This is a genomic window from Sphaerisporangium album (assembly GCF_003323745.1).
GTDB lineage: Bacteria > Actinomycetota > Actinomycetes > Streptosporangiales > Streptosporangiaceae > Sphaerisporangium > Sphaerisporangium album.
In genome coordinates this window covers 20,612-44,400 of record NZ_QOIL01000028.1, presented here as the reverse complement: position 1 = coordinate 44,400, position 23,789 = coordinate 20,612, and the positions used below count along the sequence as shown (strand labels likewise).

At 71.4% G+C, this 23,789-nt stretch carries 20 protein-coding genes and 1 riboswitch; of the genes, 8 read left to right on the top strand and 12 right to left on the bottom strand.

Features of this window, described 5'->3' with window-relative positions:
• Positions 1 to 311: 311 nt before the first annotated feature.
• The gene (locus DQ384_RS35420) at positions 312 to 1,124 is read right to left on the bottom strand and encodes a DUF3027 domain-containing protein (protein WP_114033253.1); all 813 of its coding nucleotides are present in this window, start codon (positions 1,122 to 1,124) and stop codon (positions 312 to 314) included.
• A gap of 285 nt (positions 1,125 to 1,409) precedes the next feature.
• On the opposite strand from DQ384_RS35420, the gene DQ384_RS35415 reads away from it, so the two are divergent.
• A complete protein-coding gene (locus DQ384_RS35415) occupies positions 1,410 to 3,020 on the top strand; it encodes an MFS transporter (protein WP_114033315.1) in 1,611 nt (536 codons plus the stop codon).
• Between the two features lie 94 nt (positions 3,021 to 3,114).
• Here DQ384_RS35415 and DQ384_RS35410 read toward each other — a convergent pair whose 3' ends face one another.
• The 3 genes from DQ384_RS35410 to DQ384_RS35400 all read right to left on the bottom strand — a co-directional run bounded on the left by DQ384_RS35410 (position 3,115) and on the right by DQ384_RS35400 (position 5,315).
• Complete coding sequence (locus DQ384_RS35410) at positions 3,115 to 3,513, bottom strand: cold-shock protein (RefSeq protein ID WP_114033252.1); 399 nt, start codon at positions 3,511 to 3,513, stop codon at positions 3,115 to 3,117.
• Between the two features lie 62 nt (positions 3,514 to 3,575).
• On the bottom strand, positions 3,576 to 4,208 hold the full coding sequence (locus tag DQ384_RS35405) for an HAD family hydrolase (protein ID WP_114033251.1): 633 nt from the start codon (positions 4,206 to 4,208) through the stop codon (positions 3,576 to 3,578).
• A 123-nt stretch (positions 4,209 to 4,331) separates the two neighbouring features.
• Positions 4,332 to 5,315 carry a hypothetical protein gene (locus DQ384_RS35400; RefSeq protein WP_114033250.1) on the bottom strand — a complete coding sequence of 328 codons (984 nt, stop codon included), beginning with the start codon at positions 5,313 to 5,315 and terminating at the stop codon, positions 4,332 to 4,334.
• Positions 5,316 to 5,513: 198 nt separating this feature from the next.
• Between DQ384_RS35400 and DQ384_RS35395 the strand changes: the two genes are divergently transcribed.
• Together DQ384_RS35395 and DQ384_RS35390 are read left to right on the top strand one after the other, a co-directional pair.
• Positions 5,514 to 7,907: a helicase C-terminal domain-containing protein gene (locus DQ384_RS35395; protein ID WP_114033249.1), complete on the top strand. Its 2,394-nt coding sequence runs from the start codon at positions 5,514 to 5,516 to the stop codon at positions 7,905 to 7,907.
• Between the two features lie 193 nt (positions 7,908 to 8,100).
• A complete protein-coding gene (locus DQ384_RS35390; RefSeq protein WP_114033248.1) occupies positions 8,101 to 9,747 on the top strand; it encodes a DNA repair helicase XPB in 1,647 nt (548 codons plus the stop codon).
• Positions 9,748 to 9,972: 225 nt separating this feature from the next.
• Here the strand turns inward: DQ384_RS35390 and DQ384_RS35385 are convergent, their stop codons facing one another.
• Positions 9,973 to 10,311 carry a hypothetical protein gene (locus DQ384_RS35385; protein ID WP_147269004.1) on the bottom strand — a complete coding sequence of 113 codons (339 nt, stop codon included), beginning with the start codon at positions 10,309 to 10,311 and terminating at the stop codon, positions 9,973 to 9,975.
• Positions 10,312 to 10,484: 173 nt separating this feature from the next.
• Between DQ384_RS35385 and DQ384_RS35380 the strand changes: the two genes are divergently transcribed.
• Together DQ384_RS35380 and DQ384_RS35375 are read left to right on the top strand one after the other, a co-directional pair.
• Positions 10,485 to 12,629, top strand: coding sequence for a HelD family protein (locus DQ384_RS35380; RefSeq protein ID WP_114033314.1), 2,145 nt, complete (start codon positions 10,485 to 10,487; stop codon positions 12,627 to 12,629).
• Positions 12,630 to 12,702: 73 nt separating this feature from the next.
• Entirely contained in the window at positions 12,703 to 13,482 is a 780-nt protein-coding gene (locus DQ384_RS35375; protein ID WP_114033246.1) for a hypothetical protein, read from the top strand.
• 64 nt (positions 13,483 to 13,546) lie between these two features.
• On the opposite strand, the gene DQ384_RS35370 is transcribed toward DQ384_RS35375, so the two are convergent.
• Positions 13,547 to 14,089 (bottom strand): dihydrofolate reductase family protein, encoded by a 543-nt coding sequence (locus DQ384_RS35370; RefSeq protein ID WP_114033245.1) that lies wholly within the window; start codon positions 14,087 to 14,089, stop codon positions 13,547 to 13,549.
• Positions 14,090 to 14,369: 280 nt separating this feature from the next.
• Between DQ384_RS35370 and DQ384_RS35365 the strand changes: the two genes are divergently transcribed.
• Positions 14,370 to 14,819 carry a GNAT family N-acetyltransferase gene (locus DQ384_RS35365; protein WP_114033244.1) on the top strand — a complete coding sequence of 150 codons (450 nt, stop codon included), beginning with the start codon at positions 14,370 to 14,372 and terminating at the stop codon, positions 14,817 to 14,819.
• A gap of 185 nt (positions 14,820 to 15,004) precedes the next feature.
• Here DQ384_RS35365 and groL read toward each other — a convergent pair whose 3' ends face one another.
• The 5 genes from groL to DQ384_RS35340 form a co-directional block, all read right to left on the bottom strand.
• The gene (gene groL, locus DQ384_RS35360; protein ID WP_114033243.1) at positions 15,005 to 16,630 is read right to left on the bottom strand and encodes a chaperonin GroEL; all 1,626 of its coding nucleotides are present in this window, start codon (positions 16,628 to 16,630) and stop codon (positions 15,005 to 15,007) included.
• A gap of 427 nt (positions 16,631 to 17,057) precedes the next feature.
• A complete protein-coding gene (locus DQ384_RS35355) occupies positions 17,058 to 17,258 on the bottom strand; it encodes a cold-shock protein (RefSeq protein WP_114033242.1) in 201 nt (66 codons plus the stop codon).
• A 340-nt stretch (positions 17,259 to 17,598) separates the two neighbouring features.
• The gene (locus tag DQ384_RS35350) at positions 17,599 to 17,874 is read right to left on the bottom strand and encodes a MoaD/ThiS family protein (RefSeq protein ID WP_114033241.1); all 276 of its coding nucleotides are present in this window, start codon (positions 17,872 to 17,874) and stop codon (positions 17,599 to 17,601) included.
• 13 nt (positions 17,875 to 17,887) lie between these two features.
• Positions 17,888 to 19,183 carry a threonine synthase gene (thrC, locus tag DQ384_RS35345; protein ID WP_114033240.1) on the bottom strand — a complete coding sequence of 432 codons (1,296 nt, stop codon included), beginning with the start codon at positions 19,181 to 19,183 and terminating at the stop codon, positions 17,888 to 17,890.
• A 14-nt stretch (positions 19,184 to 19,197) separates the two neighbouring features.
• Positions 19,198 to 19,359: riboswitch (SAM riboswitch) on the bottom strand.
• A 115-nt stretch (positions 19,360 to 19,474) separates the two neighbouring features.
• A complete protein-coding gene (locus DQ384_RS35340; protein WP_114033239.1) occupies positions 19,475 to 20,038 on the bottom strand; it encodes an RNA polymerase sigma factor in 564 nt (187 codons plus the stop codon).
• Between the two features lie 163 nt (positions 20,039 to 20,201).
• Between DQ384_RS35340 and DQ384_RS35335 the strand changes: the two genes are divergently transcribed.
• Both DQ384_RS35335 and DQ384_RS35330 read left to right on the top strand, forming a co-directional pair.
• Positions 20,202 to 21,629, top strand: a complete 1,428-nt coding sequence (locus DQ384_RS35335) for an alpha,alpha-trehalose-phosphate synthase (UDP-forming) (RefSeq protein ID WP_114033238.1) — start codon at positions 20,202 to 20,204, stop codon at positions 21,627 to 21,629.
• 141 nt (positions 21,630 to 21,770) lie between these two features.
• A complete protein-coding gene (locus DQ384_RS35330; protein ID WP_114033237.1) occupies positions 21,771 to 22,976 on the top strand; it encodes an MFS transporter in 1,206 nt (401 codons plus the stop codon).
• On the opposite strand, the gene otsB is transcribed toward DQ384_RS35330, so the two are convergent.
• A complete protein-coding gene (otsB, locus tag DQ384_RS35325; RefSeq protein ID WP_245967013.1) occupies positions 22,933 to 23,781 on the bottom strand; it encodes a trehalose-phosphatase in 849 nt (282 codons plus the stop codon). The genes DQ384_RS35330 and otsB overlap by 44 nt on opposite strands.
• Between the last annotated feature and the right edge of the window lie 8 nt (positions 23,782 to 23,789).

The following is a 23,789-nucleotide window of genomic DNA, read 5'->3' as shown; positions in this document are numbered from 1 at the left end:
GTCCTCGCGGAACCGGGCGGGCGAGGCCGTCCAGGCGGCCAGGACCGTCGTGCGCATGCGTTCGGTGCCAAAGATGTCAGTCACCAGTCATGTCCCAAGGTGGAGGGTGGCCGGCTGCCGCACAGCCGGAAACGCGTGGATTTCCGCAGATATCATGGCGCGGCCCTCGGACACTTTCCGGCGATCGCCCGAAACGCCGGCCCGGCGGGCTTCTGTGTTCATGGCCTCGCTCCGCTCGGCGCTCATGGCCTCGCTCCGCTCGGAGGTTCGGGGCGCCTTTGGGTCCCGCCGAGTCCGAGCCCCGAACGGGGTCAGGAGTGGCCGAGCGGCTCGGCGCGCTCTTCCTCGACCGACCCGGCGGCCGGGGCGCCCTCTTCCATGAGGTCGTAGCCCAGGTCGTCCAGGATCGGCACCGCCTGCTCGACGCCGGGGGCGACCACGGCCGCCTCGGAGTGGGCGCCGCAGCCGTGGTCGGCGGCGACGACCTTGCCGTCGTCGGGGGCGTACTCGTTGGCGCAGACGCCGAAGCCGAGCCGCAGCGCGCCGGCGAGCGGCCAGTAGAACCCGCAGGTGGAGCACTGCGCGGGCGCGGCGTGGGCGAGCGGGGTGTGCGGCCCGGAGTCGCCGGCGTGCCAGCGGTGCACCGCGCGGTCGCGGCCGATGGGCGACAGGACGCGCGCCCGGCCGAGCCCGTACTCGAAGATCATCTGCTGGTCGGAGTCTTCGTCGCCGGTCGCGGTGTATCCGGGGGCGAGCCGGTCGTCGTCGTCGGAGGTGGGCAGCAGGTCGCCCACGCCGAGGTCGCCGGGCAGCAGCCGCTCGCTCCACGGGACCCACGCCGGGGGCAGCAGGGCCTCGCCGCCGGGCAGCAGCACGGTCTCGCTGACGGTCACGTTGCGGGCGCGGGAGGCGCGCGCGACCGTCACCGCCCACCGCCACCCGCGGTAGGCGCGGTCGAGGCAGGCGAAGTAGTGGGTGACGACGCGCTCGCCCTCGGCCTCGAAGCCCAGGTGCTCGCCCACCTCGCCCGGGCGGGCGATGTCTTCGGCGGCGGCCCTGGCCGGCTCCACAGCGGCGGCGCAGGCTTGGTCGACGGCAAAGGTGCGGGAACGAGTGCGGTTCACACGTCAATTCTCACCCATGCCGGGACCGGACAACACGCCTACCGGTCGGGTAGGACTGTAAACCAAAGAGGTGGGCACGATCGCGGAGATCCATGGCCAAGGATCGGGCCGGGAGTCTTGGGGAGGACGGGCGACGGGCCGACCATGGTGCCGCCGGTCAGATCACCGCGAGCATCGCTAAGGGGAAGAGCGGGCACTAGTCGGCTGTATCCGACGTGAGCGCGCGGAAGGAGGGAGCGTGGACGATCCGGTCACCGGTCGCGGTGCCCTGTCCGCGCGCGCGTGATGGCGGAGGGCTGGGACCGCGCCCGCAGGTCGATCTCACGCGCCGCGCGCGCCACCGCGGGCGCCGGGCGGGGCACCTTCCGCGCCGGGCGCACGGCCGCCAGGAGAACCGCCCACGCCGGAGGCGCCGCCGTACGGGGGACGGCCCGCGCGGGCCGGGGCGTCGGCCGCGCCACCCGCAGGCTCACCCACGCCCAGGGCGCGGGCCGCACGGGCCTCGGCCGGCTCATCGAGCTGACCGCCGCCCACAGCGCCGGCGACGCCATGGTGACGGTCGCCCTGGCGGGCACCCTGCTGTTCGGGCTGCCGGTCGACCAGGCCCGCGGCCAGGTGGCGCTCTACCTGCTGATCACGATGGTGCCGTTCACCGTCGTCGCGCCCTTCGTCGGCCCGGTCCTCGACCGGTTCAGGTCCGGCCGCCGCTACATCATGGCGGGGACGCTGCTGGCCCGCGGCCTGCTCTGCTGGGGCATGGCCGCCGCGATCGGCCCGGCGGACGGGCTCACGCTCTTCCCCGCCGCGCTCGCCGTCCTGGTGCTGTCCAAGGCGTACAACGTGTCGCGGGCGGCGACCATGCCGAGCGTCCTGCCCGCCGACATCGGCCTGGTGACCGCGAACGCGCGGGTCGCCCTGTTCGCCCTGGTCTCGGCGGGGGTGGCCGCCCCCGTGGCGGCGGGGCTGACGGCGTGGCTCGGCGCGGAGTGGGTGCTGCGCGGCACCATGGTGATCTTCATCGCGGCCGGGGTGGGGGCCGTACGGCTGCCGCGCCACGTCGACGCGCCGGACCTGGAGGAGGCCGAGGAGGGGGAGTCCGGTGAGGCGCGGCGGCCACGCTGGCGCACGCTGTTGAGCATCGGCCCGGTGGTCGGCGAGGCGATGCGCGCCAACGCCGCCCTGCGCGTCCTGTCCGGTTTCCTGGTGTTCTTCCTGCTCTTCCTGGTCAAGGACGGGCACCTGCGCGGGAACGGTCTTCCTCAGGAGGCGCTGATCGCGATCCTCGCGGGCGGCGCGGGCGCGGGCGGCCTGCTCGGCGCGGCGGTGGCCTCCTGGATACGCGGACGCCCGCCGCAGGTGATCGTCCTGTTCGCGCTCGGCTTCGCCACGGTGACGGCGGCCGCGTCGGCGTTCTTCTTCTCGCTGTGGACGGCCGTCGTGGTCGCGCTCGTCGCCGGGTTCGCGCAGGAGGTCGGCAAGCTGGCGCTGGACGCGGTCGTGCAGCGGGAGATCGGTGAGGAGGTCCGGTCCTCGACGTTCGGCGTGGTCGAGGCGCTGCTGCAGATCGCCTGGGTGGCCGGCGGGCTGGTCGGGCTGCTGCTGTCCCTGCCGTCCGGACGCTCGGCCGGGCCGATCGGGCTGGCGATCGTCGCCGCCGCGCTGATCGCCGCGCTCACGTGGGTGCTCACCACGCGGCGGCGACGGCTGCGCGCCCGTCCACGACCCGTCCCGCACGCCCCCGCTCCGGCCACACCGAAGCCCCCGCCGCACACCCCGCCGCAGCCCGAGCCGGAGGCATGGACCCACACCGCGGACCTGCGCCCCGCGGGCCCCGAGCCGTACGCGGACGGCCCGAGGCCGGGCGGGACCAAACCACTGACCAACCCGCACGGATGAGCCGCCCGTACGGGATGTGTCTCCCACGTGCCGGACCAGGCGTGAGCGGATGGCGGACCGGGATCAGGCGGCGGGGAGGAGAACGCGCGCCGTCTCAGGCATCGAGGTCGTCGGCGACGGCACGGAGCACGGTCGCGATCTTCCTCGCGTGCGCGGCGTCGGGGTGTTTGCCGCGCTGGTAGGAATTGGAGACGTCGTCCAGCAGCTTTATCAGGTCTTCGACGATGACGACGAGTTCGTCCGGCTTCTTGCGCTTGGCCTTTGGTTTCACCGTCTTGGCGAGCGTGGGCGGCTGCTCCAGCACGCGGACTGAAAGAGCCTGCTGGCCACGGCGCCCCTCGGCGACACCGAACTCGACCTTCTGACCGGGCTTGAGCGCTTCCACGCCCTTGGGAAGCGCTGAGGAATGCACGAAGACCTCACCGCCGTCGTCGCGGGTGAGGAAACCGAAGCCCTTGTCAGCGTCGTACCACTTGACCTTGCCAGTAGGCACAGGGTGACCTCGTTCAGACTGTCATGAATGATAACGGAAGTAGGTTATGCCCGCGCGGGGCATCAGATGACCGTCGAAACGGCCCCGATTTCGGCGACGCGCCAGCGGTCGTACCACGGCCCGAACCCCGTCAAATCCTGCAGGACCACGTCGGCTCCGTGATCACGCAGGGCATCGGCGGTGTAGGCGCCCGTGGCCACGCCGACGCTGAGCGCGCCGCCCGCCCGCGCCGCCGAGATGTCGCCCAGATGATCTCCGACGTAGGCGGCGGCCCCGAAGGACGCGATGGCGGTTCCCTTCGCCGCGCCGAAGACCGCCCCCGCCACATCGTCGACGTCCAGCCCCAGCGCCGCGAGCGTGCGATGGGCGCTCGGCTCGTACTTGGCGGTCACGACGCTGACGCGGCCGCCGTGGCGGCGTACCAGGGCGACGGCGTCGGCGGCGCCCGGCATGAGCGTGGTCATCGGGATCGCGATCTCCGGATAGAGCGAGCGGTACAGGACGGCGGCCTCGGGGACACCCTCGGGCGGCAGCCAGTGGGCCAGCTCCTGTTCCAGCGGCGGGCCCAGGCGTGCGACGACGGCGGCGCTGTCGATGACGACGCCGAGACGGCTCGCCACCTCGTCGTAAACCGCCGCGATTCCCGCCCGGGTGTCCGCGAGCGTGAGATCAAGATCAAAGCCTACTGAATACACCCTTGAAGGATGCCAAATCCCGCGATGCCCCGCGCACTCCCCGCGGTTACAGAACCCGGGCCCGCGGAATGGACTTACTCGTCTACGGACTCGGCGCGGACCGTGAATCGGGCGCCACCCGGCTCAGCGCGGCAGACGCCGGGGCGGCGGGGGCGGCGGGTTGAACAGGCGGTAGCCCAGCCAGAGGACCCCCGCCACGGCCCCGAACATGAACATCAGGCCGCTGACGTCGAAGAACGCGGTGATGAACGCCTGGAAGCCGTCCCCGGCCGCCTCGGGCGTCCTGACGGCGCCGAGCACCACCCCGCCGACGACGTAGGCGCCCACCGGCGCGAGCGCGCCGGTCAGGCGGTCCCCGAAGACCCAGCCCTCGGACGCCAGCACGGTCAGCGCGCCGAGCGCCCACACCAGCACCGGGATCGGGAAGATCGCGACGTACGGCAGGGGCGGCGGGATGAGCAGCCCGGCCAGCAGGAGCAGGCCCATCCCGATCACCTCGCGGCGGTCGTTGCGCAGGACGGTTCGCGCGTCCCGCCCGTCGGTGGCCCTCGCTCCCGACGCGGCGCCGCGCAGGCGGTCCATCAACGGCCCGGGAACACGCCCGACCGGCGGGGGCGGGCGGCCGGTACGAGGCGGGCGGCCGGCGCTGGACGGCCAGGGGCTGGGAGGCCGGGGCGAGGGGAGCGGCCGTCGCGGCGGGGACACCATCGTGGGCGAATCGTCTATGACGACGGGAATGACCGCGGTGTCGTCGTCGCCGAAATCGTCCCCCGCCACCCCGGCGGCCGAGGTCACCCCACCCGGCCCGCGCGGCGGCACCCGGGCGGGCGCTACACCCCGGGGACGCCCGCGCGCGGGCCGCACCCCCTCCGGCTCGGCGTCGGACAGCCGCTGGAGCTCCCGCTGGATCAGCACCGCCGGGTCGCCGAACCTGGCGATCACCTTGCGGACGGACGCGACGTCCTCCCGGCCGCCGCGCTCCTCCTCGATGCGGGCGCGCAGCCGCCGGACGAAATCGAGGCGCTGATCGGTGCGCAGCACGCCGTGGCAGAGGTCGGCGACCCTGCTGACGTACTCCAGGACGAGCTGGTCGGCGCGCTCGATCATTCTCGTCATACTGCCCCAGCCCGCCGCGCCCACGCGCTGTTTCGCCGAAACGGGCATCACCACGAACCCGCGGTTTTCCGGCGCCGTTGATCGCCCGCCCGGTGTGCGACCACGCGCGGCCTCCTACGATGGAGGAAACGGTATCTACGGCGAGCGGGCGTTTGCGGTGACGGTGGACAGAGGGTTCGGTGGCGCGTGATGGACACCCGGTTCACTGAATGGCTGCGCGGCCTGCCGGACGAGCGGCTGCGCGCGCTGGTGGCCGGGCGTCCCGAGCTGATCACCCCCGTCCCCGCCCACCTCGAAGGTCTGGTGATCCGAGCGACCAGCCCCTCGGCGACGGGCCGGGCGCTGGACCGGCTCGACCGCTTCGCGCTGGCGGTGGTCGAGACGCTGCTGGTCATGACCGCCGAGGACGGTCCCGGCGTGCCGTACCAGGAGCTGCGCGCGGCGGTGGCCAGGTCCGTGCCGCCCGACGCCGGGCCGCTGGACGGGCCGCTGCGGGAGGCCGTCGACCGGCTGCGCGCGCTGGCCCTGGTGTACGGCCAGGACGACGCGCTGCGTCCCGCCCCCGGCGTCCGCGACGTCTCGGAGGCGCCGGCCGGGCTCGGGCCCCCGGCCGCCGAGGTGTTCCGGCACCACCCGCCCGAGCGCCTGGAGGAGCTGGTCCGGGCGATCCACCGGGGAGGCACGGGCCGGGACGAGGCCGTTGCCGAACGCCTGGCCGGGCTCCTGGCCGAGGGCGGCATCGTCGAGCGCCTGCTGGCGGACATCGGCCCGCAGGCACGCGCGGCCCTGGACGAGCTCGCGTGGGGCCCTCCGGCCGGCCGCCTGCCGAACGCCCGGCGCGAGGTCAGCGTCGCCACCGCGCAGTCGCCCATCGAGGAGCTGCTCGCCCGGGGGCTGCTCGCCGCGACCGGCGAGGAGTCGGTCGTGCTGCCCCGCGAGGTCGGGCTGGTCCTGCGCGGCGGCCGGGTGCACCGCGACCTGCGGCCGGGCGCGCCGCCGCTCGCCGGGACGGCCCGCGACCAGGCCCTGGCCGACCGCACGGCGGCCGGGCAGGCGTTCACGTTCGTCCGCACGACCGAGGAGCTGTGCGAGCGCTGGGGCGTCGACCCGCCGGGCACGCTGCGCACGGGCGGCCTGGCCGTGCGCGATCTGAAGAAGACCGCCCAGCTCCTGGACCTGCCCGAGTGGACGGCCGCGCTGGTGATCGAGTCCGCGCACGCGGCGGGCCTGATCGCCTCCAGCGCGCCCACCGACGGCGAGTGGCTGCCCACGACGTCCTACGACGCCTGGCGGGTGAAGGCCACCGAGGACCGCTGGGAGGTCCTGGCGTCGGCCTGGCTGACCAGCGACCGCGTGCCCGGCCTGGTCGGCGAGCGGGACGACCGCGACCGCCTGCTGAACGTCCTGCACCCCGAGCTGCGCAGGCCCACCGCCGCCGAGGTGCGGGTGCGGACGCTGCGGGTGCTCGCCTCGGCCGATCCGGGCCTCGCGCCGTCCGCCGAGTCGGTGCGCGAGCGGCTCGCCTTCGAGCAGCCGCGCCGCCGCGGCTCCTACCGTGATCAACTGGTGCACTTCACGCTGCGCGAGGCCGAGCAGCTCGGGCTGACCGGGCTCGGCGCGCTGTCGCTGTTCGGCCGTCCGCTGCTGCCGGGGCAGGTCCAGGGGAAGAACGGTCCCGCGGGGCTGCTGGCGCCGCTGCTGCCCGAGCCGGTGGACCACGTGCTGCTCCAGGCGGACCTCACGGCCGTCGCCCCCGGCCCGCTGACCAGCGATCTCGGGCGCTGGCTGTCGCTGGCGGCCGACGTGGAGTCCAAGGGCGGGGCGACGGTGTACCGCTTCTCCGAGGACTCGATCCGCCGCGCGCTGGACGCCGGGTCGAGCGCGGACGAGCTGGTGTCCATGCTGGAGAAGCACTCGGCCACGCCGGTCCCCCAGCCGCTGCGCTACCTGGTCTCCGACGTCGCGCGCCGGCACGGCCGCGTCCGGGTGGGCACGGCCAGCTCGTACGTGCGCTGCGACGATCCGGCCGTGCTGGACGAGGTGATGGCCGACAAGCGCGCGGTGCCGCTGCGGCTGCGCCGCCTGGCGCCCACGGTCATCGCGTCCCGCAGCTCGCGGGCGGTCGTGGTCGACTCGCTGCGCGCCTTCGGCTACTCCCCCGTCGCCGAGTCGCCGGAGGGTGACGTGCTGGTGACCCGGGCCGACGCGCGGCGCACCGAGCGGCCGCCGTCCGTGCGTCCCCCGCTCGGCGCCTCGGGCCCGGACGCCGACCTGGTGGCGGCGGCCGTGCGGGCGATGCGGGCCGGGGACGAGGCCCACCAGGCGCGCCGGCAGCCGTCCGCGGCGCCCGACGGGCAGGTGCCGCGCACGCCCTCGACGGGGACGATCACCCTGCTCCAGGAGGCGATCCGGCAGGGCTCGCGGGTCTGGATCGGCTACCTGGACTCCCAGGGCCAGGCCACCAGCCGTATCCTCGAACCCGCGCGCATGGAGGGCGGCTACCTCACCGCGTACGACGAGACGCGCGCGGCCGTCCACCGCTTCGCCCTGCACCGCATCACCGGCGTCGCCGACGTGAACTGACTGTTCGGGCGTCGCAAGAGCGCCCCGAACCGCCGAGCCGGAGGCTCGGCCATGAACACAGCGTCCGTATGGTGGTACGACCGCGTCGCGCCGAGGGATAACGGGACTGATCCGGCCCGCCGTCTTGTTGGATAGGCGTACGAACCGGCGGCCCGTGTGCGGGCCCGGGGAGAACCAGGGGAGAAGAGGAAACGTGTCTGATGGCCCGCTGATCGTCCAGTCGGACAAGACGCTGCTGCTCGAAGTGGACCACGCGAGGGCGGACGAGTGCCGCAAGGCGATCGCGCCCTTCGCCGAGCTGGAGCGGGCGCCGGAGCACGTTCACACCTACCGGATCACCCCGCTGGCGCTGTGGAACGCGCGTGCCGCCGGGCACGACGCCGAGCAGGTCGTGGACGCGTTGATCAGCCACAGCCGCTACCCGGTGCCGCACGCGCTGCTGGTCGACATCGCCGAGACGATGTCCCGGTACGGCCGGCTGAGGCTGGAGAAGAGCGAGCAGCACGGGCTCACGCTGACCAGCACCGACAAGGCCGTGCTCGAAGAGGTGCTGCGGTCCAAGAAGGTGCAGCCGATGCTGGGCGCGCGCATCGGGGACGACGGCGTCGCCGTGCACCCGAGCGAGCGGGGCAACATCAAGCAGGCGCTGCTGAAGCTCGGCTGGCCCGCCGAGGACCTGGCGGGGTACGTCGACGGCGAGCACCACCCGATCTTCCTGGCCGAGGAGACGTGGACGCTGCGCCCCTACCAGCGGGAGGCGGCGGACGCGTTCTGGCACGGCGGCTCCGGGGTGGTCGTGCTGCCCTGTGGCGCGGGCAAGACGCTCGTGGGCGCGGCGGCCATGGCCCACGCGCAGGCGACGACGCTGATCCTGGTCACCAACACGGTCTCGGCCCACCAGTGGAAGCAGGAGCTGCTCAAGCGCACCTCGCTCACCGAGGAGGAGATCGGCGAGTACTCGGGCACCAAGAAGGAGATCCGCCCGGTGACCATCGCGACCTACCAGGTGATGACGACCCGGCGGCAGGGCACGTACCGGCATCTGGAGCTGTTCGACGCGCGGGACTGGGGGCTGGTCGTGTACGACGAGGTCCACCTGCTGCCCGCGCCGATCTTCCGGATGACCGCCGACCTGCAGGCCCGGCGGCGCATCGGCCTCACCGCGACGCTGGTCCGCGAGGACGGCCGCGAGGGTGACGTGTTCTCCCTCATCGGCCCGAAGCGGTACGACGCGCCGTGGAAGGAGATGGAGAACCAGGGCTGGATCGCGCCCGCCGACTGCGTCGAGGTGCGGGTCACGCTCACGGACGCCGAGCGGCTGGCGTACGCGATGGCCGAGCCCGAGGAGCGCTACCGCTTCTGCGCGACGACGCCGTCCAAGACCCGGGTCACCGAGACGCTGGTGCGGCGGCACGCGGGTGACCAGGTGCTGGTCATCGGGCAGTACATCGACCAGCTCGACGAGCTGGCCGAGCATCTGGGCGCGCCGGTGATCAAGGGCGAGACGCGGGTGAAGGAGCGCGAGCGGCTGTTCCAGGCGTTCCGCGACAAGGAGATCCAGGTCCTGGTCGTCTCGAAGGTCGCGAACTTCTCGATCGACCTGCCGGAGGCGTCGGTGGCCATCCAGGTGTCGGGGACGTTCGGCTCACGCCAGGAGGAGGCCCAGCGGCTCGGCCGGGTGCTGCGCCCGAAGTCGGACGGCGGCGGGGCGCGGTTCTACTCGGTGGTGAGCAGGGACACGGTGGACCAGGATTTCGCCGCGCACCGGCAGCGCTTTCTGGCGGAGCAGGGTTACGCGTACCAAATCATCGACGCCGACGACGTGCCCGCCAGCGAATAACACGCTGAGCGGCACGCCGTCGTCCCCCCCAAATGCTGTCTCGGGAAAACTTTCAGCCAAGACAGACATTCAGATCCACGAAATACCCCTGGACACCACCATCACCCCCTCGCCCATTGGCTCCCACAGCGCCAACTGCGACATACCCTATGATCTAACCAAATCACAGGGATTGTCCCGCTTTTTCGGGATTTTGGTATACGGCGACGCAACGTGTCGGACAGATCACCGACCGACTAACCCGCCGACGTAAAGCACCGCCAGCGCGATTAGCCAGGAAGCCGTGGCGATCCCTACCAACAGGAGGGACTTTTCTGGGTATTTCCGGAATAGGGGTGGAAGAAGCGCCGCCGCCGTGCACGTCGCGGCGGCCACGGCGAACAGGCCGGACAGCAGGGACACCATGGCGAGCCGGTCCACGCAGGACTCGGTGGACTCACCGCTACCGCAGAACGCCTGGAAACCCCAGCCCGCGAAGACCGAGACAACCCACAGCCCGCCGAGGAGCATGTTCGCCAGGGCCGGGATGACCGGAGAGACCGCCCCCGGAGTACGCGTCGTCACCCCCACGGCTTACCCAAACGCCAACTCTCTGCAAACGCCAGGGCAAGCGCCACATCGCACACGTCCGCGGACACGCGCCACTCTGGCAACACGGCGCGTGAGGGCTCGGACGTACTAGGCTTGTGGATTCGCGCGTTTTGACGACCACCTCCGACCTCAAGGAGCACGTCCGCATGCCCGGACATCAACTGGCCCCTGACATACCGGACCAGAACCCTGATTCCCCCGACGCCGACCCCGGCAAACCCTCCCCCGACCCCACCGCCACCGCCACCGCCTCCGCCGACCCCTCCGCCTCCGCCGACGGGCACTCCCCGGACCCGGCCGACGTCCTGGAGGCCGAACGCGCCCACCTCGCCGCCTCCCGCGCCGCGCTGCGGGCCATGCGCGAGCACGCGCAGTCCCTGTCGGCCGACGCCGCCGGCGACTGGGTGTCCCAGCAGGTGCTCCAAGGCCTGCTCGACCAGCGCGTGGCCGCCCTCGCCGACCACCCCGACACCCCGCTGTTCTTCGGCCGCCTCGACCGCTCCGGCGACGACGACCTCCCTCACACGATCCACGTCGGCCGCCGTCACGTGCACGACGACAGCAGCCGTCCCCTGGTGATCGACTGGCGCGCGCCAGTGTCCCGGGCTTTCTACCAGGCCCGCCCGTCCGACCCGATGGGCGTCAGGCGCCGCCGCAGGTTCGGGTTCCAGGGCGGCGCGCTCACCGCGTACGAGGACGAGCCGCTGGACCAGGGCACGACGCTCCAGGAGTCCCGCATCCTCACCGAGGAGATCGAGCGTCCTCGCACGGGCCCGATGCGCGACATCGTGGCGACCATACAGCCCGACCAGGACGAGATCGTCCGCGCCGACCTCGGCAGCACGGTCTGCGTCCAGGGCGCCCCCGGCACGGGGAAGACCGCCGTCGGCCTGCACCGGGCCGCCTACCTGCTGTTCACGCACCGCGAGAAGCTGTCGCGCTCGGGCGTCATGATCGTCGGGCCGAACCGCGCCTTCCTCTCCTACATCTCCTCCGTCCTGCCCGCCCTCGGCGAGGTCCGGGTCGACCAGAAGACCGTGGCCGGCATCCTCGGCGACCACACCGCCCACGAGGACGCCGCCGTCGCCACGCTCAAGGGCGACGCGCGCATGGCGCCCGTGCTCCACCGCGCGCTCTGGCTGCACATCAGCAAACCCGAGGAGGGCCTGCTGATCACCCGCGGCGTCAACCGGTTCCGCGTCCCCGACCACGAGGTGCGCGAGATCGTCGCGTCCCTGCGCGGCACCACCCGGTACGGCCCCGGACGCGCTGCGCTCGCCCAGCGGCTGGCCCACGCCGTGCTGGTGCGCATGGAGCAGCGCGGCGAGTCCCCCGACGACCGCGTGCAGGACGCCGTGGCCCGGTCCAAGCCCGTCAAACAGCTCATGGACGCCGTCTGGCCGCGCGTCACGCCGCAGCAGGTGCTGTTCCGCCTGCTCTCCGACGGCGAGTTCCTGGCCCGCGCCGCCCGCGACGGCCTCACCGCCGAGGAGCGGCGGACGCTCCTGTGGCCGAAGCCCCCGCGGTCGTGGAAGTCCGCCAAGTGGTCGGCCGCCGACGCCGCGCTGCTGGACGAGCTGGGCGACCTCATCGAACGCACCCCCATGCTCGGGCACGTCGTCGTGGACGAGGCGCAGGACCTTTCCGCCATGCAACTGCGCGCTCTCGGGCGGCGCTGCCGCACCGGCTCGGCGACCGTCCTCGGCGACCTCGCCCAGGGGACGACCCCGTGGTCGGCGCGTTCGTGGGAGGAAGTGCTGCACCACCTCGGGTTCACCGAGGGCATGGTCACCGAGCTGACGCTGGGCTTCCGCGTCCCGCGCGAGGTGCTCGACTTCGCCGCGCGCCTGCTGCCCTCCGTCGCCCCGGCCCTGGCCGCGCCGCGATCGCTGCGCCCCGGCGCGGGCTCGCTTTCGGTCCTGCGGGCGGACGACCTGACGTCCGCCGTGGCGGCGGCCGTGCAGCGGACGGCCGCGCGTGAGGGGTCGATCGGGCTGATCGCCGCGGACGCCTCCGTCCCCGCCTTCTCGGCGGCCCTCACCTCCCGGGGAGTCGTCCACGACGTCCTCGGCCCGGACTCCTCCCCCGGGGAACGGCTGTCGTTGATCCCCGCCACGCTCGCCAAGGGCCTGGAGTACGACCACGTCATCGTCGTCGAGCCCGCCGACATCGTCGCCGCCGAGGACCGCGGCCTCGCCCGCCTCTACGTCGTCCTCACCCGCGCGGTCACCAGCCTCACGGTCCTCCACACCGCCGACCTGCCGGCCCAGCTCACCGGCGCCGGCACATAGTTGATCAACGCGTCCGGGCGGCCCTAGCATCCCCCTTGTGTCACGAACATCGTCAACATTACGCCGCCTGACCGTGGCCACTTTCATAGCCGTCGCGGTGACGGGCTGCGGAAGCAGCGACTTCATGGCCTCGCAGCTCACTAACAAGGAGATCATCGACCCGGAACGACCGTTCGCGAACTCTCCCTCGGAGCATTTCGGCGACGGCCCGAAGGGCATCGTCATCCCGGCGGCCCAGGCCGTGAAGGGCTACTCGAAGAAGGACGTCGAGACCGCGTACAAGACGAGCAAGGAATTGCTGGTGGCCGCGTATCTCGACCCAAAGGTCCTGGTCGACGGCCGTACGGACGGCTTCGCGGACATGCTCGACCCCGAGCAGCGCAAGCATTTCCTGAAAGACCTGGACAACAAGGACCCAAGTAAGAACACCCGGGGCTGGGTGACCAGCTTCGCGCCGGGATTCGTCGATCTGGTGGGCGACGTCATCAAGGTGAAGGGCACGATCTCGGCCATATCAGCGGTGGAGGACGGCGACCGCCAGATCAACGTCCTGTGGGATTACCGCATCGTCTACGCCGTGCGGCCGAAAGGGAAGAGCACGCCGGTCGACCGGACGATGCAGCACGTCAAGGGCGCGTTCCAGTTCTGGCGGGACGAGCCGAAGGGGAAACTGCGGCACTGGATAGGCGACACCAGCTACGAGACGTTCAACTCGCTGTGCGAGCCGGACGACGATTTCCTGCGCCCGGACTTCTACAGCAACGGCGGCGGCACGGGACCCGAGGATGACCCGTACGACGAGGCGTCCCCCAAGCTGCCGGACGGGGAGTGCGGGGTCTCCGGCGACGTCTGATCCGGCGTCCTCCTCCCCGCCGCCCGGTCGTGGGGGGCGGAGAGGGGGACGCGGGTGGCGCAGGTCAGGCGCGCTCGTAGGTGAGGGACAGGACGCCCGTGGTGAAGGTCCTGGATTCGGCGAGCTTCAGCGGGATCTGCTTGTCGTTGCCGTCCTCGAACAGGCGCACGCCCTTGCCGACCACGATCGGGTGGACCAGCAGGCGCAGCTCGTCCACCAGGCCCTCGCGCAGCAGCGCCCGGACAAGCGTGGTGCTGCCGTTGATGCTGATGTTCGCCCCGGGCTGCTCCTTGAGCTTGGCGATCTCCTCGATGGCGTTGCCGCCGATCACCGTCGTGCCCGCCCAGCCGGGGTCACGCAGGGTGGTGGACACGACGTACTTGGCCGTGCTGTTCATCGAATCGGCGACCGGGTCATCGGAGGCGGTGGCGAACGCCTCCCGGAAGGTCTCGAAGCTCACCCGCCCGAACAGCAGCGCGTCCGCCTCGGTGAGCTGGGACGTCACCTGCTCGCCCATCTCGTCGTTGAAGTAGGGGAAGTGCCAGGTCTCGGGGGCCTCGACGACGCCGTCGAGCGACATGAACTGGCCCACAACGATCTTCCGCATGCTCTCTCCTCGATATGTGCCGGTGGCTGCCCTCCCGGCCTTCTGCTGACGCGTCGAACGGGCCGCGCCCGGATCGACATAGGAGTTCGGAATCGTTCGGCGAAGCGGCGATCGCCAGGATGCTCCCACGCAGAGTTACATCGGCGATGATGACAGCCCCGTACCGAGGCCGTACACCCCGGATGACCCCGGACCGGACCACAGACCACGTAGCGTCACCGCGCCTCCCGGCCCGATAACCGGACGCGATCCGGGGCCCTCTCCTGTTACGTTCGTGGCCATGGCCGAACAGGGACGATCGGGCCCGCACATCCGCACCGCCGCCGACGAGGACGTGGACGCCGTGCTGACGTTCTGGCTCAGGGCCGCCGAGGGGACCGACCGCCACGACACCGCCGCCGGAGTGCGCCGGCTCATCGAGCGCGACCCGGACGCGTTGCTGATCGCCGAGCTGGACGGGCGGATCGCGGGCACGCTCATCGCCGGGTGGGACGGCTGGCGCTGCCACCTGTACCGCCTCGCCGTCGACCCGGCGCACCGCCGCCAGGGCGTCGCCCGCGCCCTGCTGGACGCCGCCGAGCGGCGCTTCGCGGAGTTCGGCGGAACGCGGGCCGACGCGATGGTCCTGCACGCCAATACCCTTGCCCACCAGGCGTGGACCGCCGCCGGGTACACGCGCCAGGACGACTGCGCCCGCTGGGTCAAGCCGCTGCCCACCGGCGGGGCCTGAGGCCGGTGGTGGAGCGGCACCAACCGTGGTGCCGCTCCACTTCTAGATCGGAGCATGGGAGAACAGCTCGGCCTGCGCCGGCACACGCGCCGTCAAGCCTTAGCGCTCCGCGACCCCCGGGAACGCGAAAGGGCCACTCCCGGAGGTTCGGGAATGGCCCTTTCGCGTTATCTGAGAGCCGAGGCTCAGAAGTCCATGTCGCCGCCGCCGGGCATGGCGGGAGCGGCCGGGGTCTTCTCGGGCTTCTCGGCGATGACCGCCTCGGTGGTGAGGAACAGGGCCGCGATGGACGCGGCGTTCTGCAGCGCCGAGCGGGTCACCTTGGCCGGGTCGATGATGCCGGCCTCGAGCAGGTTCACGTACTCGCCGGTGGCGGCGTTCAGGCCGACGCCGGGCTCCAGGTTGCGGACCCGCTCCACCACGACGCCACCCTCAAGGCCGGCGTTCACGGCGATCTGCTTCAGCGGCTCCTCGAGCGCCTTGCGCACGATGGCCGCACCGGTGGCCTCGTCGTTGAAGAGCTCCAGCTTGTCGAACGCCTTCGCGCCCGCCTGGATCAGGGCCACGCCACCGCCGGGGACGATGCCCTCCTCGACGGCCGCCTTCGCGTTGCGAACGGCGTCCTCGATGCGGTGCTTGCGCTCCTTGAGCTCGACCTCGGTGGCCGCGCCGGCCTTGATGACGGCCACGCCGCCGGCCAGCTTGGCGAGACGCTCCTGGAGCTTCTCGCGGTCGTAGTCGGAGTCGGTGTTCTCGATCTCGACGCGGATCTGGTTCACGCGGCCCGCGATCTGCTCGGGGTCGCCTGCGCCGTCCACGATGGTGGTCTCGTCCTTGGTGACGATGACCTGGCGCGCGCGGCCGAGCAGGTCCAGGGTGGCGGTCTCCAGCTTGAGGCCGACGTCCTCGCTGATGACCTGGCCGCCGGTGAGGGTGGCGATGTCGCTCAGCATGGCCTTGCGGCGGTCACCGAAGCCCGGGGCCTTGACGGCGACGGACTTGAACAGGCCGCGGATCTTGTTGACGACCAGGGTGGCCAGGGCCTCGCCCTCGACGTCCTCGGCGATGATCACGAGCGGCTTGCCGGCCTGCACGACCTTGTCGAGCAGCGGCAGCAGGTCCTTGTTCGCGGAGATCTTGGAGTTGACGATCAGGATGTAGGGGTCGTCGAGGACGGCCTCCATACGCTCCGGGTCGGTCACGAAGTAACCGGAGATGTAGCCCTTGTCGAAGCGCATGCCCTCGGTGAGCTCGAGCTCGAGCCCGAAGGCGTTGCTCTCCTCGACGGTGATGACGCCTTCCTTGCCGACCTTGTCCATCGCCTCGGCGATCATCTCGCCGATCTGGGTGTCGCCGGCGGAGATGGAGGCGGTCGAAGCGATCTGCTCCTTCGTCTCCACGTCCTTCGCGATCTTCGAGAGCTCCTCGCTCACGCGCTCGACGGCGGCCTCGATGCCCTTCTTCAGGGACATCGGGTTGGCGCCCGCGGCGACGTTGCGCAGGCCCTCGCGTACGAGCGCCTGGGCGAGCACGGTGGCGGTGGTGGTGCCGTCACCCGCGACGTCGTCGGTCTTCTTCGCGACCTCCTTGACGAGCTCGGCCCCGATCTTCTCCCACGGGTCCTCGAGCTCGATCTCCTTGGCGATGGAGACACCGTCGTTGGTGATGGTGGGAGCGCCCCACTTCTTCTCCAGCACGACGTTGCGGCCCTTGGGACCCAGGGTCACCTTGACGGCGTCGGCGAGCTGGTTCATACCGCGCTCGAGACCGCGCCGGGCGTCCTCGTTGAACGCGATCATCTTGGCTGCCATACGGCTAGACCTCCCAGATACAGGGTGGCTTGCGGCGGATCGAGCCGACGCCCGCGACGGCATGTAGACCCGATTTCCACGGCACCTGTCGCCGTGGATCAGCCGGGCCCCATCGCCTCGATCCAGGTTTGTCACTCTCCACACGAGAGTGCCAACGAACTGTTTAGCACTCTACCCGGTCGAGTGCAAGCGACCACCCCTATGACCTGGGAGGCGCAGCGATTTGTCCGACCGTATGCCCAATATTGGACCTGAGCTCATCGGCGGCGAACGCGCGGCCGGGAACCCGCAGATGGGAAGCGGCGCGCATGGGCGGGCCGGACGAGAGAAGGCCCGGCCCGCAATGGAGCGCGGACCGGGCCTTCCAACTCGTGACTGTGGGTAGACCAGTGGATCTCCCGCCGCGGCTCGGACTACGCCGGCCGCGTCACACAGTCCGCACGGACTCTGCCTGTGGACCCTTCTGGCCCTGTGTGATCTCGAACTCCACCCGCTGACCCTGTTCGAGCGAACGGTATCCCTCCGCCAGGATCGCTGAGTAGTGGACAAACACGTCCTTACCACCGTCTACCGCGATGAAGCCGTAGCCCTTGTCCGCGTTAAACCATTTGACGGTGCCCTGCGCCACTTTCCGACTCCTCTTGCTGGGCTCCGGACCCCGCCCACTCCTCCGCGAGGCCCGCGACCTTCGGAACCGAGACGCATGCGAACTTCTCGGCCACGTCGATCGTTCTCGACCATACCTGTGGCATGCCTTGGCGCAACAGAGTCAGTCACGAAACTACTTCTTGACGTTCGCTCTAAGCGGTACGTGACTATTTCGTACTTGCGTTTAGTTAGTTGACAATTACACTACTGGGAGGGCCCAGTAAGAGCTTCTATTGTGATAGCAGGGCCGTTCACGGCCCCGGAACGCGCGAACGCCCGCGCGTCCCGAGGGACGCGCGGGCGTCTGACACCGCCGGCGGTCAGCCTCCGGCGACCGCCGGGATCACCGAGACCTGCACGCCGTCCGGCGTCACCGTGTCAAGTCCGTCGATGAAACGGACGTCCTCTTCTCCGACATACACGTTGACAAAACGGCGGAGGTTGCCCGTTTCGTCCAGAATACGGGCCCCGATTCCGGGGAAGTCCGCGTCGAGCTTCTGCAACACGTCGCGAAGCGTCGCCCCTTCGCCCTTCACCTCGGCGGCACCGTCGGTGTACGTACGCAGAATCGTCGGAATCCGCACAGAAACGCTCATTTATCGGGACCTTTCAGGAGTTTTCGACGACAGCCGTACGGAATGCGTCGAGCGAGGGACGGATGACCGCGGTGGGCCGGGCCTCGGCGGAGACCGCGTCCAGCGTCTTCAGGCCGTCGCCGGTGTTGAGCACCACTGTCTCGGCGGCGGGGTCCAGCAACCCCTTGTCCACCAGCTTGCGCAGCACTCCGACGGTGACGCCGCCCGCCGTCTCGCCGAAGATGCCCTCCGTGCGCGCGAGCAGCCGGATGGCGTCCACGATCTCGGCGTCGGTGACGTCCTCCACCGCGCCGCCCGTGCGGCGGGCGATGTCGAGCACGTAGGGCCCGTCCGCGGGGTTGCCGATGGCCAGCGACTTGGCGATGGTGTCGGGCTTGACCGGCTGCACGACGTCGCGCCCGGCCTTGTACGCGGCCGACACCGGCGAGCACCCCTCGGCCTGCGCACCGAAGATCTTGTACGGCTTGTCCTCGACCAGGCCGAGCCTGATCAGCTCCTTGAAGCCCTTGTCCACCTTGGTGAGCTGGGAGCCGGAGGCGACCGGGATGACGATCTGGTCGGGGACGCGCCACCCGAGCTGCTCGGCGATCTCGTAGGCGAGCGTCTTGGAGCCCTCGGCGTAGTACGGCCGCAGGTTCACGTTGACGAAACCCCACCGGTCGCCCAGCGGGTCGCCGATGAGCTCGGAGCAGAAGCGGTTGACCTCGTCGTAGGTGCCCTGGATGCCGACCAGGCGGCCGCCGTACACCGAGGCCATGACGATCTTGGGCTGTTCGAGGTCGGCGGGGATGAAGACGCAGGCGTCGAGCCCGGCACGGGCGGCCGCGGCGGTGACCGCGCCGGCGAGGTTGCCGGTGGACGAGCACGACAGGGTGTGGAAACCGAAGGTTCGCGCCGCCTCCAGGGCGATGGCGACGACCCGGTCCTTGAAGGAGTGGGTCGGGTTGCCGGAGTCGTCCTTGACGTGAAGGCTGCGCAGGCCCAGCTCGCGGGCCAGGTTGTCGACCTTGACCAGCTTGGTCCAGCCGGGGGCGAGGTTGGGCTTGACGCCGACGTCCACGGGCACCGGCAGCAGCGCCCGGTAACGCCAGATGTTCGCGGGCCCGGCCGCGATCTGCTCCCGCGTGACCGGCGCGGTGCCGTCGAAGTCCGGGCTGTTCCAGGTGTAGGCCACTTCGAGTGGCCCGAAACACTCGATACAGGCGAAGGTGGGGCCGAGGTCGTACCGGGTGCCGCATTCGCGGCAGGAGAGCGCCACGGCGGGACCGAAGTCGTTGGAGGTGGTGATCTCAGCTGTTGCGAGCGCCATGAAGCGAGGCCTTTCCCTCATCTTCGCCCGGACCACCTTGGTCACGGGCCGGAATTGGCACCTGTCCCGGCCGGTCTCACTGGTCTAGTGCCGCGACATTCGGAGACGCGATGACCACAGCCGAGAGGGTTGCCGGGGCTTCGCAGGGCCGGTCCCTCCACCCCTCTGGATGAGCAATATGCAGTTGTAAGACCCGCCGACATCACAGGCAGGTCAACGTCACTGTACCTCGCCGCCCAGCGGCGAGGACCCGCCGTCTCAAACGGCGAGACGTCCACGACCGCGGACCGGTCAGGTGAACCTGCCGTACTCGTCGCCGAGGACGCCCTGGACGTACTTGCGCGCCTGGTGGATGCGCGACTTGGCGGTGCCGAGCGGGATGCCGAGCTGGTCGGCCACCTGGTTGTAGTCCAGCTCGCAGATGTCGCGCAGCACCAGCGCCTGCGCGAGCTCCGGCTTGTCGGCCTCCAGGGCCTCCATCGCGTCGAGCAGGTCGAGCCGGGACCCGGCGATGACGCTCACCCTGCGCGGGTCGGCACGTGACTCCGGCAGTTCGTCGGACGTCTGCTCGGCGGCCCGCCGCTTCAGCGAGCGGTAGGTGGTGCGGGCGCAGTTGGCCGTGACGATGTGCAACCAGGTGGAAAAACGTGCCCTGCCCTCGAACCTGCCGATGTTGCGGGCGACCGCCAGCAAAGTATCCTGGCTAGCCTCTTCCGCGTCCTGGTGGTACGGCAGCAGCCGCGCGCAGTGGCGAAGCACATCGGGCTCGATGCGGCGGAGAAGCTCCCCGAGGGACCGGTGGTCGCCTTGGGCGGCGGCACGGGCAAGCTCCTCGGTCGTCTCGTCAAGCGCCATGTCGGAGCCCTCCTCGGCCGCAAGCCCCTTGCCTCGCCCTGACCACCACCAGCCCATCCTATTGGGAGCGTTAAATTTAAATAATCTGCGGCCAGGTGAGCATCCCAGCGGAGAAGAACGGCGAGGGACGGCCGCCACACGGCGGACGAGGAGTGGTAAGCGGATGAACACGGTTCTCATGGCCTCCAACCGGGGCCCTGTCTCGTTCACGCTCGCCGACGATGGCACGCTGACCATGCGCAGGGGCGGAGGCGGCATGGTGTCCGGCCTGTCCGAGATCGCCAAGGACGCCGACGTGCTGTGGGTGTGCGCCGCGCTCTCCGACGGCGACCGCAGCGCCGTGCGCCGGGCACCGGGCGGCCGGCTCGACCAGGCGGGATACGACACCGGCGCGGTGCGCATGCTGGACATCCCGCCCGCCACCTTCCACCGCGCGTACAACGCGGTGGCCAACTCGACGCTGTGGTTCGTCAACCACCTGCTCTACGACACCCCGAACTCGCCGCAGTTCGACACCCGCTTCCGCCGCGAGTGGGAGTCCTACCAGGACTACAACGCCGCGTTCGCGCTGGCCCTGGCCGAGGAGGCCGCGCACGGCGCCCGTGTCATGATCCAGGACTACCACCTGACCCTGGCCCCCGCGATGCTCCGCGTGGAACGCCCGGACCTGCGCATATCCCACTTCTCGCACACACCGTGGGCCCCACCGGAGTACTTCTCGCTGCTTCCCGACGACATCTCGGCCGAGCTGCTGTCGGGCATCCTCGGGGCCGACCGCGCCGGCTTCCTCACCGCGCGGTGGGCGTCGGCGTTCATGGACTGCTGCGAGGTGCTGCTCGGCGCCCGGGTCGACCGCGCCGCCCGCACCATCGCGTACGAGGGCCGCACGACGCACGTCGGCGTGCACCCGCTCGGCGTGGACGGCGACGCGCTGTGGGCCCGCGCGCTGGAGCCGGACGTCGAGTCGCACATGACGGCGCTGCGCGAGCGCGTGGGCGACAAGAAGCTCATCGTACGCATCGACAGGACGGAGCTGTCGAAGAACATCGTCCGGGGCCTGCTCGCCTACAAGCAGTTCCTGACCGACCATCCGGAGTGGCACGGCAAGGTCGTGCACCTGGCGTTCGCCTATCCCTCCCGGCACGACCTGCCCGAATACCGTGAGTACACCGCGGCCGTGCAGCGCTGCGCCACCGAGATCGAGGACGAGTTCGGCGGCGAGGACTGGGATCCGCTGATCCTCAACGTCAACGACGACTACGCACGCTCGCTCGCGGCCTACCGCATGGCGGACGTGCTGCTGGTGAACCCGATCCGGGACGGCATGAACCTCGTCGCCAAGGAGGGGCCCATCCTCGCGCCCCACTGCGCGCTGGTGCTGTCCCGCGAGGCCGGGGCCGCCAGCGAGCTGGGGGCCGACGCCCTGATGGTGAACCCCTACGACGTGTCCGGCACGGCGAACGCCCTGCACGACGCGCTGGTGCTCCCGGAGGAGGAACGCGCCAAGCGCGGGGCCCGCCTGCGCGCGGCCGCGACCGCCCTGCCGCCGCACCGCTGGTTCGCCGACCAACTAGCCGCCCTGGACACCTGAGTCGTTCCGCTCCGCTCGGCGGGTTCGGGGCGGGCCCGAGGTCCGAGGGTAGGGGGTTTCTGACCTTGGGGTGGATCACGGCGAACATCCGCGTAGTGATACTTTCGTGCTCGTTCGAGGGCTTCGAGGCACGGGGGATCAGTGAGCTCGACCGCAGTCGTCCGATCGCTCGCCCGCGACCGCCCGACCTGGCTGATCTACTTCCAACTCGCCACCTTCGCGACGTATCTGTACGGCCTGTCCGCCGCGCTCCCGCTGCTCCGCATCGACCAGGGCGTGTCGCAGGCGGTCGCCGGGCTGCACGGCACGGCCATGGCCGTGGGCGGCATCATCGCCGGGCTCTTCATGCCCCGCGTGATCGCCAAGGTCGGCAGGCGCAGGGCGACCTGGCTCGGCCTGGCCACGATGACCTGTGGCGTCCTGCTCGTCGCGGCCACCACGGCGCTGCCCGTCACCCTGCTCGGGTTCGGCGTGGCCAGCGGCGGCGGCTCGATCGCGCTGTACATCGGCATGTCCGTGCTGAGCGACCACCACGGCGCGGCGGGGCCCGCCGCCATCAACGAGGCCAACGCGGTCGCCGTGACGATCGGCATGGGCGTGTCCTACCTGATCAGCGCGCTGGCGCCCACCCCGCTCGGCTGGCGCGCCGGCATCCTGGTCACTCCCGTGGCGACGTTCCTGCTGCTCGTGCTCATGGGCCGGGTGTGGGTGCCGTCGGCGGCTCCTTCGCGCGGCCCGGACACGCTCTCTCCGACCCCCGTCCCGGCGAAGTCGCGCTACGACTGGCGGTTCCACGCCGCGTGCGGCGTGCTGTTCTGCCTGGTCGCCATGGAGTTCCTGTTCAACGTCTGGGCCGCCGAACTGCTGGCCGACCAGACGGGCATGTCCCCCGCGACCGCAGCCACCGGGCTGACGGCGTTCACCATCGGCATCGCCGCCGGCAGGTTCGCGGCCGGGCGGCTGGCGCTGCGCGTCGACCCCACGCGGCTGCTGAGCGGCGCGCTGCTGGTGACGCTGGCCGGCTGGACGGTGTTCTGGCTCGGCGACCGGCCCCTGTTCTGCTACGCGGGCCTGGTGCTGAGCGGCCTCGGCGTCGCGGTGCAGTTCCCGCTCGGCCTCTCCCGGGTCATCGCCTCGTCCGGCGGGCGGCCGGACGAGGCGAGCGCGGCGGCGTCCATCTGGGCCTCGGTCGCGGTCGGCGCGGGCCCGTTCCTGCTCGGGGCACTGGCGGACGGCTTCGGCACCCACACGGCGTTCCTCATGGTGCCGGTGCTGATCGCCTGCGCCATCGCGGGCATCGCGCTCAGCGCGCGGCAGGCGGGGGAATCGCGTCCGCCAGCGATGTGAGCAGGGCGGCGACCCCGGCCGGGCCCTCCACGACCACGTCGGCGCGCCGGGCCAGCTCCGTGACCTCCGCGGAGGCGCTGCACACCGTCACACCCGGCAGCCCGGACAGGCGCACGGCCTCGAACGCCGCGAGGTCGCCGAGGTCGTCCCCGGCGAACAGCACGGACCTCGCCGCGCGCTCGGCGAGGAAGGCGCCGAGGGCGTGCCCCTTGTCCATGCCCGCGGGCCGCAGCTCCAGGACCAGCCGCCCGGGCTCGACGGTCAGCCCGGCCGCCGCGGCGAACTTGCCGAGCGGCTCGCGCAGGGCCCGCAGCGTCCCCTCGGGGTCGGGGGCCCGCCGGGTGTGGACGGCGACGGCCCGTCCCTTGTCCTCGATCGTCACGCCGGGCACGGATCCGTCGGTGACCGCGAACCCGAGCGACGTGACCAGGGCGGGCACCTCGGCGCGCACGCGGTCGATCTCCGGCGGGGGCGGGGGCGAGGTCACCTGCCCGGCCTCCCAGCGCTCGAGGCCGTACTGGCCGAGCACCACCAGGCCGGGGACGTCCGCGAGGCCCGGCCCGCCCGCCACCTGCCCGTACTCGACGGCCGTGGCCGCGGGGCGGCCCGTCACGATGACGACGGCGCGCACCAGGGCGCCGAGACGCGCCAGCGCGGCGGCGGCCTCGGGGGCGACGCGCGCGTCGGCGGGGTCGGGGACAATCGGGGCGAGCGTGCCGTCGAAGTCGAGTCCGATCACCGCGCCCGCGGGATCCGCCTTGATGGCCGCTAAACCGGCGTTGTCCGGCAACAGGTCATGAGTCACGCGGGGAG

Excerpts from the sequence above, each read along its gene's own strand:
- DQ384_RS35415 (WP_114033315.1), top strand. The coding sequence starts at position 1,410 with ATGGCGGAGGGCTGGGACCGCGCCCGCAGGTCGATCTCACGCGCCGCG.
- DQ384_RS35400 (WP_114033250.1), bottom strand. The coding sequence starts at position 5,315 with ATGATCGAGCGCGCCGACCAGCTCGTCCTGGAGTACGTCAGCAGGGTC.
- DQ384_RS35395 (WP_114033249.1), top strand. The coding sequence starts at position 5,514 with ATGGACACCCGGTTCACTGAATGGCTGCGCGGCCTGCCGGACGAGCGG.
- DQ384_RS35380 (WP_114033314.1), top strand. The coding sequence starts at position 10,485 with ATGCCCGGACATCAACTGGCCCCTGACATACCGGACCAGAACCCTGAT.
- DQ384_RS35370 (WP_114033245.1), bottom strand. The coding sequence starts at position 14,089 with ATGCGGAAGATCGTTGTGGGCCAGTTCATGTCGCTCGACGGCGTCGTC.
- DQ384_RS35365 (WP_114033244.1), top strand. The coding sequence starts at position 14,370 with ATGGCCGAACAGGGACGATCGGGCCCGCACATCCGCACCGCCGCCGAC.
- groL (WP_114033243.1), bottom strand. The coding sequence starts at position 16,630 with ATGGCAGCCAAGATGATCGCGTTCAACGAGGACGCCCGGCGCGGTCTC.
- DQ384_RS35350 (WP_114033241.1), bottom strand. The coding sequence starts at position 17,874 with ATGAGCGTTTCTGTGCGGATTCCGACGATTCTGCGTACGTACACCGAC.
- thrC (WP_114033240.1), bottom strand. The coding sequence starts at position 19,183 with ATGGCGCTCGCAACAGCTGAGATCACCACCTCCAACGACTTCGGTCCC.
- DQ384_RS35340 (WP_114033239.1), bottom strand. The coding sequence starts at position 20,038 with ATGGCGCTTGACGAGACGACCGAGGAGCTTGCCCGTGCCGCCGCCCAA.
- DQ384_RS35335 (WP_114033238.1), top strand. The coding sequence starts at position 20,202 with ATGAACACGGTTCTCATGGCCTCCAACCGGGGCCCTGTCTCGTTCACG.